Annotated in this window: 10 protein-coding genes; 6 read left to right on the top strand and 4 right to left on the bottom strand. The window is 69.0% G+C overall.

Translation table 11 applies throughout. The annotated features are described in order from the left end of the window. Positions 1 to 28: 28 nt before the first annotated feature. Complete coding sequence (locus tag H5T77_RS03740; protein WP_292645209.1) at positions 29 to 832, bottom strand: serine hydrolase; 804 nt, start codon at positions 830 to 832, stop codon at positions 29 to 31. A 126-nt stretch (positions 833 to 958) separates the two neighbouring features. Here H5T77_RS03740 and H5T77_RS03735 point away from each other — a divergent pair, with 126 nt between their 5' ends. The 4 genes from H5T77_RS03735 (at position 959) to H5T77_RS03720 (ending at position 4,680) form a co-directional block, all read left to right on the top strand. Then, complete coding sequence (locus tag H5T77_RS03735; RefSeq protein ID WP_292645206.1) at positions 959 to 1,603, top strand: peptidoglycan-binding domain-containing protein; 645 nt, start codon at positions 959 to 961, stop codon at positions 1,601 to 1,603. A gap of 56 nt (positions 1,604 to 1,659) precedes the next feature. Further along, positions 1,660 to 2,019, top strand: coding sequence for a sterol carrier family protein (locus tag H5T77_RS03730; RefSeq protein WP_292645203.1), 360 nt, complete (start codon positions 1,660 to 1,662; stop codon positions 2,017 to 2,019). Positions 2,020 to 2,373: 354 nt separating this feature from the next. Further along, positions 2,374 to 3,210, top strand: coding sequence for a hypothetical protein (locus tag H5T77_RS03725; protein WP_292645201.1), 837 nt, complete (start codon positions 2,374 to 2,376; stop codon positions 3,208 to 3,210). A gap of 108 nt (positions 3,211 to 3,318) precedes the next feature. Then, a complete protein-coding gene (locus H5T77_RS03720; RefSeq protein ID WP_292645198.1) occupies positions 3,319 to 4,680 on the top strand; it encodes a dipeptidase in 1,362 nt (453 codons plus the stop codon). A 101-nt stretch (positions 4,681 to 4,781) separates the two neighbouring features. Here H5T77_RS03720 and H5T77_RS03715 read toward each other — a convergent pair whose 3' ends face one another. The 3 genes from H5T77_RS03715 to H5T77_RS03705 form a co-directional block, all read right to left on the bottom strand. Beyond that, complete coding sequence (locus H5T77_RS03715; RefSeq protein ID WP_292645195.1) at positions 4,782 to 6,596, bottom strand: sensor histidine kinase; 1,815 nt, start codon at positions 6,594 to 6,596, stop codon at positions 4,782 to 4,784. Positions 6,597 to 6,779: 183 nt separating this feature from the next. Continuing rightward, entirely contained in the window at positions 6,780 to 8,585 is a 1,806-nt protein-coding gene (locus H5T77_RS03710) for a sensor histidine kinase (protein WP_292645193.1), read from the bottom strand. Positions 8,586 to 8,664: 79 nt separating this feature from the next. Continuing rightward, on the bottom strand, positions 8,665 to 10,554 hold the full coding sequence (locus H5T77_RS03705; protein WP_292645190.1) for a sensor histidine kinase: 1,890 nt from the start codon (positions 10,552 to 10,554) through the stop codon (positions 8,665 to 8,667). A gap of 179 nt (positions 10,555 to 10,733) precedes the next feature. On the opposite strand from H5T77_RS03705, the gene purF reads away from it, so the two are divergent. Together purF and purM are read left to right on the top strand one after the other, a co-directional pair. Next, positions 10,734 to 12,251 carry an amidophosphoribosyltransferase gene (gene purF, locus H5T77_RS03700; protein ID WP_292645187.1) on the top strand — a complete coding sequence of 506 codons (1,518 nt, stop codon included), beginning with the start codon at positions 10,734 to 10,736 and terminating at the stop codon, positions 12,249 to 12,251. A 14-nt stretch (positions 12,252 to 12,265) separates the two neighbouring features. After that, entirely contained in the window at positions 12,266 to 13,336 is a 1,071-nt protein-coding gene (purM, locus tag H5T77_RS03695; protein ID WP_292645184.1) for a phosphoribosylformylglycinamidine cyclo-ligase, read from the top strand. The last annotated feature ends 2 nt before the right edge of the window (positions 13,337 to 13,338 follow it).

The following is a 13,338-nucleotide window of genomic DNA, read 5'->3' as shown; positions in this document are numbered from 1 at the left end:
GCCGGACCGGGAGTTGGATCGTACGCTCTCAGCCGTCCCGCAGCGCGTCGAGGATGAACGTTCCGTACGCCCGCATCCGGGTCAGCACCGGGACGACCTCGCCATCGAAGCGACAGATGACCGCATACGCCGCCTGCCGGCCGCCGACGTCCAGCAGCCCGACCTCGGCGCGGACGCCGTCATCGGTGCCGGTCTTGCTCCACACCTGGAGCTCGTCGGCCAGATCGGTGGGGGACGGCTCGGAGTGAGCCAGCGGGTCCAGGCCGAATGCGGAGGAGACCATCGACAGGTCCGCGGACGGCGCCAGCCAGGTCAGGACGGTCGGGTGCGGCGTACGGAAGTAGGCGACCCAGTCGGCGGCACAGCCGACGGAGAGCACCGGTGGGTCGGCCGGCGTCCGTACGTCCCGGACCGAGTCGTTCAGCATCGACCCGCCCGGGGCCAGCCGTCCCGCGACGGCCTGGAGCGGGTCGAGACCGACGTGGTCGAGCAGCACGTTGGTGGCCAGGTTGTCCGAGACCGCGCCGACCAGGCGAGCGCAGTCGGCCACGGTCAGCGCGGAGGCGTCGAGGTGTTGCCACAGTCCGCTGTCGGCCACCGGCGCGACACCGTCCTTGCGCAGCATCAGCCGTCCCAGCGACGGGTCCTCGTCTAGCAGCTCGGCGAGGTGGTGCAGCAGGAAGAGCTTCCCGACGCTGGCCGTCGGCAGCAGCAGACCCGGGGACGACTCGACGATCACCTCACCGGAGCCGGTCTCGACCGCGAGGACGGACCACGCCGTCCGTCGGTCGGTCTCCGCACGGTCCATCGACTCGAGTCTCTCCGATCCCACGCTCGGACCCTATCGGGCGGCTACGGGAAAGGTACGGGAGTCGCGTGAAGCCCGGCGCGGCTACCGTGCTGCGGTCAGCCGCAGAGCCGACCGGCCGAAGCACCAAGGACAGGAAGCAGCTCGAACATGAAACCCACCACGACCACTGCCAAGCGCACGTCGATCATCCGGCGTCTCGCCGTCGTCGCGGCCGGCTTGGCCGTCGCCGTCTCCTCAACCGTCGCCGTCACCGTCGCCACTGCCCCCGAAGCGGAGGCGGCGAGCTGCTCGACCACCACGGTGAAGTACGGAAGCAGGGGGACCTGCGTCAAAGAACTGCAGAAGCGCCTGGGCGGGCTGAAGGCCGACGGTGTCTTCGGCGCCGGCACCCGGAACCGGGTCCGCGCGTTCCAGGCTGACACCGGGCTCTCGGCCGACGGCGTCGTCGGCCGGAAGACCTGGGCCAAGCTGAACCGCTTCGGCACCGCGATCGGCTGGGTGCGCGGTGCCACCCTCTACGTCTGCCGGAGGAGCTCGACCCACCTCTACTTCTCGCTGTGGAACAACACCGGCAAGACCGCCGCCTGGGAGTACAGGTTCGCCGGCGGCGTCTTCCACACGCTCAACGGCACCCGGACGAACACCGTCAAGCGGTTCAGCTTCGGTAGCACCAGGGCCAGCTTCGACAGCCGTAAGGTCGGCGTCTGGGTCGGGACGGTCAGCCGCGACACCTACCGATCCACCACGAAGGTCCGCGACTTCCGGCGTTCTTCGCTGCGCACCTGCGCCTGAGCATGTCGATCGCCTACCGCCCGGTCCCCAACGGCCGCGGCGGTAGGCTCGCCGCTGTGCCCGCACGACTCAAACCCGCCTCGTCCACAGAGGTCTCCGCAGCGCTGGAGCGCATGGCGCAGTCGGCGGAGAAGGCCGATCTACGACTTCTCACCAAGCACTTCCTCGCCGTGCTCGAGCAGCGCGCACCGGGCAGGAGCGTCGAGGTCCGAGTCCCGCCGTACGCCGCGGTGCAGTGCGTCGAAGGTGTCAGGCACACCCGGGGCACCCCGCCGGCGGTGATCGAGACCGACGCGAACACCTGGATCGCCCTAGCCACCGGCGCGCTGACCTGGCCCGAGGCCGTCGACCAGGCCCGCGTCCGGGCCTCGGGAGAACGCACCGACCTGTCGGCGTACCTGCCCTTGGTTGGGTAGTCCGGTAGCGAACTGCCCATATACGCGCGGGTAATAGGCAGTTCGCTACCGGACTACCCCGCAGACCCGTCCGAAAGTTATCCACAGGGCTGTGGATAACGAGATGCTCTGGGGCCCCCTTCCGCGCATGCTGGGGGCATGGGAAAGCGTGCGGAGCATTTCGTGCCACGGCAATGGTCAGGCGAGCGGCCACACGTTGTGATGCCGGTGGCTCTTGACCCCAGCGGGAGGGCAGGGCCGACGACGAGGCAGAGTCGCGGTCGCAGATGGAGGCGGGTCTGGCGCGGGCTGTACGTCCCGGCGAGTGTCGACCCATTCGATGCACAGCAGCGGGTGCTGGAGGCGGCTGTTCTGTTGCCCAACCTGGGTGCCGTTACCGGATGGGCGGCGTACGCGTGGGTCGGTGTGAAGTGGTTCGCGGGGATGGGGGAGGGCCGGCCGGTGACATTGGCGACGTACGGTCACAAGATTCTCGCCCAGCCCGGTCTGGCCATCTCGGCCGAACGGATGCCGCCTCAAGAACGCTGCTGGGTCGATGGGCTTCCGATCACGAACCCCGCCAGGTCGATCGTCTTCGAGATGCGGTACGCCCCAGACGTGCGCGAGGCGGTGCGGTGGCTGGACCTGGCGTTGGCGAGCGATCAGGTCAGTACGGTCGAGGTGGCGGCATACGTAGCGACCCTGAGCGGCTGGACCGGTGTCGGGATGGCTCGGGAGGCGATCGCGCTGGCGGACGAGAATGTCTGGTCGCCAACAGAGGTCGACCTGCGGCTCCTCTGGCGGATCGATCTCGGGCTCACCGCACTTGTGTGCAATCGTCCGGTCTTCGATCTCGAAGGCCGCCACATCGGCACTCCGGACGTACTCGACCTCGAAGCCGGCGTCGTTGGTGAGTACGACGGCAAGCTTCATCTGGAAGGTAAGCGGCGTGCCGTCGACCTCCGACGTGAAGGTCTGTTCCGTGCAGCAGGCCTCGAGTACGTCACCATGGTCTCCCGCGATCTCCATGACCCGAGCGGCTTCCTCCGCCGAACCGTCGAGGCACGCTCCCGGGCGCACCGCACCCCGGTGGCCGATCGCCGCTGGACGATCGACCCGCCGAGATGGTGGACCCCCACCCACACCGTTGAGCAGCGACGCGCCCTGAGCGCCGTAGAACGGGAGCGGTTCTTGGGGAATCGGGCGGTGTGATGGTTGAGCGTTGGGTTAGTCCGGTAGCGAACTGCCCATATACGCGCCGGTAATAGGCAGTTCGCTACCGAACTACCCCGCCGGCCCCCTCCCAGATAACCTCGCCTCATGACCCACTCCACCGAAGACATCAAGGCCCGGGTAGACGACCTGTTCCCCGGCATCCGCAAGGACCTCGAGGATCTGGTGCGGATCGAGTCCGTGAGCGCGGACCCCGCGCGCCTGAGCGAGGTCGAGAAGAGCGCGGAGATGACTCGCGACCTCTTCGCGGCCGAGGGGTTCGAGGTGGAGATCGTGCGCGCCTTCGACGGCGCCCCGCCGGCCATCGTCGGCGAGAAGAAGGGCCCCGAAGGGGCCCCGACGGTGCTGCTCTACGCCCACCACGACGTCCAGCCGGAGAACGACCACGCCGACTGGAACACCCCGCCCTACGAGCCCACCGAGGTCGGTGACCGCCTCTACGGCCGCGGCGCGGCCGACGACAAGGCCGGCATCGCCGCCCACATCGGAGCGGTCCGTGCTCTGGCCAGCCTCGATGAGAACGGCGACCTGCCGGTCACCGTTCGTCTCTTCATCGAGGGCGAGGAGGAGGTGGCCTCCGCGACCCTGCCCGAGCTGCTCGGGAAGTACCAGGACAAGCTGCGGGCCGACGTCATCGTCATCGCCGACTCCGGCAACTGGGACATCGGGGTTCCCGCGCTGACCACGTCGCTGCGTGGCCTCATCCGGGTCGACGTCGAGCTCCGGACTCTGGGACACGCGGTCCACTCCGGCATGTGGGGCGGTCTGGCCCCCGACGCGATCATGGCTCTCGTCCGCCTCCTCAACACCCTCTGGGACGAGGACGGCGCGCCGGCGGTCGAGGGGCTCGTCTCCGGCCCGGCTGCGGACGTCGACTACCCCGAGGAGCGGCTCCGTGCCGAGTCCGGCGCCATCGCCGGCCTGCAGTGGGTCGGCAAGGGCAGCGCCGTCGAGCGGATGTGGACGCAGCCGGCGATCACCATCACCGGTCTGGACGCTCCCAAGGTCGACGGTGCCTCGAACACGCTGGCTGCCAGCGCCCGCGCCAAGGTCACCATCCGGATCGCGCCCGGCGACTCCGGCGAGAGTGCCGTCGCCGCCCTGCAGAAGCACCTCGAGAAGCACGTCCCGTGGGGTGCCGAGCTGACCACCAAGGTCGTCGACACCGGTGAGCCGATCGCCCTGGACGCGACCGGGCCGGCCTACGACGCGGCCCGTTCCGCCTTCACCGAGGCCTGGGACGGCACCGCTCCGATCGACATGGGCGTGGGCGGCTCGATCCCGTTCATCGCGGAGTTCCTCGAGGCGTTCCCGCACGCCAGCGTGCTGGTCACCGGCGTCGAGGACCCCGACACCCGCGCCCACGGCGCCAACGAGGGCCTCCACCTCGCCGAGTTCCGACGCGTCGTCGTCGCCGAGGCGCTGCTGCTCCAGAAGCTGGGGAGCTGATCGTTCACCGAGCCACCTCGGTGCAGTGACACTGCCTTCGCGGAGTCCCCGAAGTCAGTGTGTGCTCACCGAGGTACCTCGGTGAACATCCGCACGTGCTGCTAGACGCCAGGCAGCGTCAGCGCGACCCGGGTGCCCTCACCGGGGCGCGAGTCGAGCTCGACCAACCCGTGGTGACGCCTGGTGATCAGGTCGACCAGCGTCAGCCCGAGCCCAGCTCCGCGCGAACCGCCCAGCGCGGAGTTGGTGCCTCGGTAGAACGGTTCGAAGACCTTCGACTGCTCCTCGTCGGAGATGCCGACACCGGCGTCGGCGACGATGATCGTGACCTCGTTGCCGGCGCTGTAGAGCATCACGTGCACCCGCGAGCCCCGATGGCTGTAGGTCAGCGCGTTCTTCACCAGATGCTGGAAGGCCGCGCGCAGCTCCCGCGGGTCACCGACGACGTACGCAGGTCCGGTCGGTGTCGTCAGAACGCACTCGATGTCCTTCTGGGCGGCGTCGGGATCGAGCTCGTCGAGCACGTCGTCGAGCATCTCGGAGACCTCGATCGTGGTCTCGCCGGGAGCGTTGGCTGGGTCACGGATCCGAGAGAGGAGCAGGAGGTCGCTGACGATGCCCTCGATCTGGGCGCTGCGTACGGTGAGCGTCTCCACCTGGACGATCCACGGCAAGGTGTTCACCTTCTCGGCGCGCAGCGCGTTCAGCGACGTGCCGAGGGCGTTCACCGGGATCCTGAGCTCGCGGGCGACGGCCTCGATCAGCAGGTTGCGTTCGCGGTCGGCCTCGGCGAGCCGCCGGGCGAGGTCGCGCTCCTGCGTGTAGGCGTCGGCGGTGAGAACGATACGTCCGAAGTCGCGGCCCAGCTCCAGCGCCAGCCGACCCTCGGCATCGCTCCAGACGGGCCGCCCGGGCGAGCGGAGCAGGACGATGTGGCCCAGCCACTCGTGGTCGGCCCCGACCGGGACCACCAGGGCGCTGTCCGCTCCCAGGGTCCGGAAGAACCTGTCGACGACAGCGGCCTCCTCGTACCAGTCCGAGGGGCCGTTGATCTGCTGACGGGACAGGATCGAGTAGCTGCCCTCCGCCCAGTAGCGAGACGTGTTCTTCGCGGTGAGCGCGGCCAGGTCGGGCTCCGGCTCCCAGTCGAGGCCGGGGGTCGCGTGCACGACCATCTGGTGGCCAGGACCCTTGGTCGCCATCCAGATCCCGTCGGCCCCCAGGCCGCGGACCAGCGCGTCATGGCTGGCGTCGAGCACGTCGGCGAGGCTGAGCTTGGAGCTGGCGTCGCGCAGGAACTCCTTGGCGGTCTCGAGGTTCGCGGCGCGCTCGTAGAGTCGTTCGCGATCGAGGTAGCCGAGCACGACCCGCTGGGCTCGCTTCGCAAACCGGTTGAGCACCCGGCGCTGGGTGAAGTCCGGCCGTCGTCCGCTGACCGGCATATCCACCGAGAGACAGCCCTGGATGGAGCCGTCGTCGCCGATGATCGGCGCGATCAGCATGTCGTGGGGGTGCCACGCGTCGGGGGCGTCGATCATGTTGGTGGTGGAGACCCAGCTGCCCTCGTGAAGGCTCACCCGCTCGTGCGGGACGAACCGCCACGCGCCCCAGTTCTCACCGCGGGAGAGGTTGCCGCGCAGGTCGGCCAGGGCCCATCGAGTGCCGAGGATCTCCTCGGCCGACTCCCGTTCGCCGTGCGCGTTCAGGCCGCTGGTGAAACCGTGGACCGCGACCACCTCGAGCTCGTCACCCCGGGCGACGTTGATCGCCGCGATGCCGAAGCCGAGCAGCTCGCAGATGCCCTCGGCGATCATCTGCAGAGCAGGGTCGACGGCCGAGAGGGACACAGACGACGACTGCCTGCTCGGCGTACGCTGCGGCACGTCGAGGGCTTCGGCTGACTGTGGTGGGGGCATCCTTGCTCTCGGGTAGGTCGGTCAGGGCAGGTGTTGCAACTGCGTGGCAGTCCTGAGGACCTTGGCACCACGGAGTGTTGCATGAATTGCCCATCCTGTGCAGGGGTAGGGCGACGTCTCGACCAGATTGTGACGTTCGGTTAACAATAGACGGCGCGGGTATGGCCACCTGGTGCGCGCTCTCTAGATCGAGGTGTCGTTGGCCAACGGAAGGACCAGCGAGACGCGGGTGCCGGTGCCGGGCTCCGAGCGCAGCGTGACGCGGCCGTTGTGGCGGCGTGCGACCCGGTCGACGATGCTGAGCCCGAGGCCGACACCCTTCCGGCCGCCGATCGCCTGGCTCGTGCCGCGGTAGAACTCGGTGAAGACCTGGAGCTGCTCGGCGGACGGGATGCCGACGCCGTTGTCGGTCACGGAGATCGCGGCCTCGCTCGCACTCTCCACGATGTAGAGCCGTACGTGTCCGCCGCGATGGGTGTAGACGAGAGCGTTGTCGACCAGGCGGAGGACCGCCGCCTTTATCTCGCTGCGATCGCCCAGCACCTGGATGCTGTGGGCGGGGACGTCGATGCTCACCTCGATGCCGCGCTTCTCGGATTCGTACGTCCTCTGCTCGAAGATCTCTCGCAGGAGAGGCGCCAGATCGACGTAGGTCAGGGTCGGCCGGGACGAGGGGTCGGAGAAACGCGAGAACAGGAGGAGATCGTCCACCATGGCGACCAGCTGGTCGGATCGGCTGATCAGGTTGCCGACCTGCTGGAACCAGGTCGACGATCCGCGGTCCTCGTGACGCAGGGCGTCGATGCCGGTGGTGAGGGCGATGAGCGGGTTGTGCAGCTCCTGCGCGACGGACTCGATGAGCCGGCTGTGGACCCGGTCGGCGGTTGCGAGCCGCTGGGCGAGGTCACGCTCCTGGGTGTAGGCGTTTGAGGTGAGGACGATGCGGCCGAAGTCGCGGCCGAACTCCATCGCGAGTCGTCCCTCGGTGTTGGTCCACTGGGGGCGTCCTGCCCCGCGCAGCAGGACGAGGTGGCCGAGGGCCGTGGTCTCCACACCGATCGGTACGATGAGAAGCGAGTCGGCCCCGACCGCGTCCAGGAACTCGAGACCGATCTTGGCGTATTTCCTCCGCTCCGGGTCGCCGCCGCGGATCCGCTGCTGGAGCAGGTCGCGGTCGACGATGGCGTGCTCGCCCTCGTCCCACAGCCGGGTGCTCTGGTAGGACTGCGCGCCCGCGAGCGCGTGCTCCTTGCGGTTCCATCGGACGCCGGGGGAGGCGTACGCGACGGTCCCGCCGTCGCCGTCCTTGGCCTGCACGTAGAGACCGTCGGCGTCGAGACCTCGACTCATCGCCTCCTGGGTGGCCTCGAGCACCTCGGTGAGACCGAGCTGGGAGTTGGCCTCGCGCAGGAAGCTCTGCGCCTCGATCAGGTTGTTGGCCCGCTCCTCGAGGTATTCGCGCTGCAGGGTGAGCAGCACCGCGCGCCTGGCCTGGCGGGCGAACCGGTTGAGGATCCGCTGCTGCCTGCGACCTGGCCGGCGACCGTTGGTCGGGCGATCGATCGAGAGTACGCCGACGAGCTCGCCGTTCTCGTCGTAGAAGGGCGCCAGGAGCTCGTCGAGACGGTGCCAGTCCTGAGCGTCCTTCAGGACGTTCTCGTCGGTGTCGGGGACCCAGTAGCCCTCCACCTGCCCGATGGTGTTCTGCTCGTGCGGGACGAACTTGATGTCGCCCCAGTCGACGGACATGTCCAGCAGGTCCGTGACCACCGAGACCGGGAACCGGGTGCCCAGCATCTCGGCCACGGTCATCTCGCCGTCGACGGTCTGGCCGGTCTCGTCCCCGTACGCGGCGACGATCTCGAACTCGTCACCTCGGCGGATGTTGATGACGGCGGCGCCGAAGCCGACGAGCTCGCTGACGCCCTCCGCGATCAGCTGCAGACCCGGGTCCGGGGTCGGGTACGCCTCGGAGGCACCGTCTGGCACGTCCGGACCCTCTGAGGGCGTACTGGTCATGAGTTCTCCGCCGGGATGAAATCCGCATCCCCGTCACCTGTGCGTAAGGTTAAACAATGGGCAGCGTCACACGGAATGTGCTTCCTGCGCCAGGGGTCGAGTCGACCGAGATGAGTCCGCCGCGGCGGCTGACGATCCGAGACACGATGGTCAGGCCGAGCCCGGTGCCTGGCTGTTTGAGGGCGGTGGGGTTGGTCGAACGGAAGAACTCGGTGAAGAGCCGGTCCTGGTCCTCCGGCGAGATCCCGAGGCCGTGGTCGGTCACCCGGAGCTCGAACCAGCCCGGGCTGGTCCGCGTGCTCACGATCACCTGACCGCCCTCGGGGCTGTACTTGATCGCGTTGGTGACCAGGTTGATCACCACCCGGTCCAGGTCGCCGGGGGCCAGGGTCACGTAGACGTCGTCGGACGGCATCTCGAAGACGAGCTCGTGGACGTCGCTGGTGGGCATCTCGGCGCTGAGCTGGCTGTGGACCTCCTCGAGCACCTGGGCGACCTGGATCGGCACCGTGGGTGGCAGATGGTCGGGGTCGGAGACCTTCGACAGCATCGCCAGGTCCGCCACGATCTTCTCGGTGCGGTCGCGGTTGCGCGTGAGCGCGGTCAGCACCTCGGCGTACTCGTCCTCGGACTCCGCGTAGGGCAGCGACTCGATGTTCCACCGGAACGCGGAGAGCGGGTTCTTCAGCTCGTGGGCGACCGTCGCGATCAACCGGCTCTTGTGCGCCTCGAGCTCACGCAGGGAGTCGACCGCCGCCCGCTGGCGCAGGTAGGCCCTGGAGTTGTGGACCACGCGGCCGAAGTCGCGGCCGAGGTCGGCGGCGGTGATCAGCTCGAGCTCGCTCCAGTGGGGCTTGTCGGGGCCGCGGGCGAGGAGCATCGCGCCGTACCAGGTCTGGCCCGAGCCGATCGGGACCCCGACGATCGAGCCGACCTTGTAGTGGCGGATCCACTCGGTGATCAGCTGCTGCGTCTCCGGGTCGGGGTGGGGCAGCCGCTCGGCGCCGTCGGGGGTCTGCACGGTGATGCTGCGCTGGTCCCAGAGGTATTGCCCGTAGTCGACCATGAACGGGCTGGTCAGGTCCTCGATCGGGAGCTTGAAGTCCTCCCGGTAGACCTTGGTGCGGATGCCGCGGCCGCCCGGCTTGGACATGTGGAGCCAGAAGTCGGTCAGGTCGAGCACGTCGACCAGCCCCGTGCTCAGCGAGTTGAGGATCTCGTCGGGGTCCAGCTCGCGTCCGGCTCGGCGGATGACGTCGCGGGCGGCCTCCGCGAGGCGTACCTGCTCGGACAGCTCCTCGCGCTCCAGGGCGAGCAGGATCGCGCGCTGCGCCTGCACCGCGTGCCGGTTGAGCACGGCGCGCTTCTCCGGGCTGGGACGGAGACCGTCGGTCGGGATGTCGACGATCAGGGTCCCGCGGAGCTTGCCGTCGTCGTCGCGCAGCGGAGCGACCAGCAGGTCCAGCGGGTTCCAGGCGCCGGCGGCGTCGACCGTCGTCATCGTCGGGATCCAGCCGTACACGTCGGCGGAGGGATCCAGCCGCTCGGCCGGCACGAACTTGAAGATGCCCCAGTCGTCGGCGCGGGCGAGCTCGGCCTCGAGGCGCTCGATCGGCGTGACGATCCCGAGCAGGTCGGCGCGGGCCGACTCCTGGCCCGAGACCAGGACCATGTGGAGGTCGCCGTCAGGGCGCGCGACACTGATCGTGGCCATCTCGAAACCGGCCAGAGCGGTCAGGCTGTCGGCGATCAGCTGGAGGTCGGAGAGATCCTCACCGGGGGTGAGCAGACCACCGATCTCGGCCAGATCGGTGGTGATCGTCGTCATCGTCGTCGTGAGGTCGCTTCTGGCGCGGTTCCCGCCCAACGGGGGTGGCGCGAATCCCGGGGGCACCGTGAGACGGTGGCCGCCGGCGGGCTTGGGCGCTGAAGAAGTCATCGGATCGATTATCCGGGAAGACGGTCCCGGGCGGTAGGGCGGACGTGGACAGTTCTTTGCATTCATGAATCCGAGACGTTCATGTGACCACCCTTACAGGACTGTCAAGGGTTCGCTGATCGTCGGAGTACGGCCTTACACTCGATGCCGTGGTCAACCTCACCAGCTCAGGTAGGCACGTGTCCCGACGCAAGGGTGGCGACGGCCGGCTCACCGCAGCCCTCGACCCCCACGATCAGGGTCCTCAGGACCACTGCGGAGTCTTCGGCGTGTGGGCGCCGGGCGAGGACGTCGCCAAGCTGACGTACTTCGGCCTGTACGCCCTGCAGCACCGGGGCCAGGAGTCTGCGGGTATCGCGGTCAGCAACGGTCGGCAGATCCTGGTCTACAAGGACATGGGTCTGGTCAGCCAGGTCTTCGACGAGCCGACCCTCGAGTCCCTCAAGGGACACATCGCCATCGGCCACGCCCGTTACTCCACCACCGGTGCCTCGGTGTGGGAGAACGCGCAGCCGATCTTCAAGCCGACCCCGGACGGCTCGGTCGCCCTGGGCCACAACGGCAACCTGATCAACGTCGCCGAGATGCGTGCGTCCGTCGAGGCGCTGCCCGAGCACTCCGAGGGCCGGCACGCGCCGGTGTCGACCAACGACACCTCGCTGCTCACCGAGCTGCTCGCCTACCACCCCGACTCCTCGCTGGAGGCGCGCGCGCTGGAGGTGCTGCCGACGATCCGCGGCGCCTTCTCGCTGGTGTGGATGAACGAGGACACCCTGTTCGCGGCGCGTGACCCGCAGGGGATCCGCCCGCTGGTCCTCGGTCGCCTCGACCGCGGCTGGGTGATCGCGTCGGAGGACTCGGCGCTGGCCACCGTCGGCGCGAGCGTGGTCCGCGAGGTCGAGCCGGGCGAGATGATCATCATCGACGAGTCCGGTCTCCGCTCCGTACGATTCGCCGAGGTCGACCGCAAGGGCTGCGTCTTCGAGTACGTCTACCTGGCCCGCCCCGACGCCACCATCGCCGGACGCAACGTCCACGAGTCGCGTGTGGAGATGGGCCGCGAGCTGGCCCGCGAGTTCCCGGTCGACGCCGACCTGGTCATCCCGGTGCCCGAGTCCGGCATCCCCGCCGCCACCGGCTATGCGCTGGAGAGCGGACTGCCGTTCGGTCAGGCGTTCGTGAAGAACTCCTACGTCGGCCGCACCTTCATCCAGCCCTCCCAGACGCTGCGCCAGCTCGGGATCCGGCTCAAGCTCAACGTGCTCGAGCACATGGTTCGCGGCAAGAAGGTCGTCGTCGTCGACGACTCGATCGTGCGCGGCAACACCCAGCGCGCCCAGGTGCGGATGCTGCGCGAGGCAGGTGCGCTGGAGGTCCACGTCCGGATCTCGAGCCCGCCGGTGAAGTGGCCGTGCTTCTACGGCATCGACTTCGCGACCCGCGCCGAGCTGATCGCCAACGGGCTCGACGTCGACGAGATCGCCTCCTCGGTCGGCGCCGACTCGCTGGGCTACATCTCGCTCGACGGGATGGTCTCGGCGACCCGCCAGGACGCCTCCACGCTGTGCACCGCCTGCTTCACCGGCGAATACCCCGTGGAGCTGCCCGACGAGAGCATGCTCGGCAAGCACCTCCTCGAGGTCTCGCTGCAGTCCCCGACCGAGGGCAAGGCCCTGCCGGTCCTGAACAACCCGTGATCGGAGATCCACCAGTGAGCCAGACCCCGACCAACGCCTACGCCGCAGCCGGCGTCGACATCCACGCCGGCGACCGCGCCGTGGACCTGATGAAGGTCTGGATCGAGAAGTCCCGGCGTCCCGAGGTCCTCGGTGGCGTCGGTGGCTTCGCCGGGCTCTTCGACGCGAGCGCCCTGAAGGCGTACGAGCGCCCGCTGCTGGCCACCTCCACCGACGGTGTCGGCACCAAGGTCGCGATCGCCCAGGCGCTCGACAAGCACGACACGATCGGCTTCGACCTGGTCGGCATGGTCGTCGACGACCTGGTCGTCTGCGGCGCCGAGCCGCTGTTCATGACCGACTACATCGCCACCGGCAAGGTCGTCCCGGAGCGGGTCGCGGCGATCGTCAAGGGCATCGCCGAGGCCTGTGTCGAGGCCGGCTGCGCGCTGGTCGGCGGCGAGACCGCCGAGCACCCGGGCCTGCTGGCCGCCGACGAGTACGACGTGGCCGGCGCGGCCACCGGCGTGGTCGAGGCCGACAACCTCCTCGGTGCCAATCTGGTGAAGGCGGGCGACGTCGTCCTCGCCATGGAGGCCTCGGGCCTGCACTCCAACGGCTTCTCCCTGGTGCGCCACGTGCTGCTCAACTCCGGCGCCTACACGCTCGACCAGCAGGTCGACGAGCTCGGCAGCACGCTCGGCGAGGCACTGCTCACCCCGACCCGCGTCTACGCCAAGGCCTGCCTGGACCTGGCCCGTGGGACGAAGACCCACGCCATGTCCCACGTCACCGGCGGCGGCCTCGCCGCCAACCTGGAGCGGGTCATGCCGCCGGAGCTCTCCGCGCGTATCGACCGCACCACCTGGACACCCGCACCGGTCTTCGACCTCGTCCGCCGCACCGGCTCCGTCGCCCTGCAGGACCTGGAGATGACCCTCAACTGCGGTGTCGGGATGGTCGCCCTGATCGACCCCGAGGATGTCGACGAGGCCGTACGCATCCTCGCCGGCTACGACATCCGAGCCTGGGCCGCCGGTGAGGTCACCGCGACGCCTGGCGGCAAGGTCGAGCTCAGCGGGGCGTACGCGGGCTGGACCGCCTGAGG

The sequence above is a fragment of the Nocardioides sp. genome, from assembly GCF_014360585.1.
Taxonomy (GTDB): domain Bacteria; phylum Actinomycetota; class Actinomycetes; order Propionibacteriales; family Nocardioidaceae; genus Nocardioides.
The sequence above is the reverse complement of the archived record's forward strand: the minus strand, read 5'-3'. Positions and strand labels throughout refer to the sequence as shown.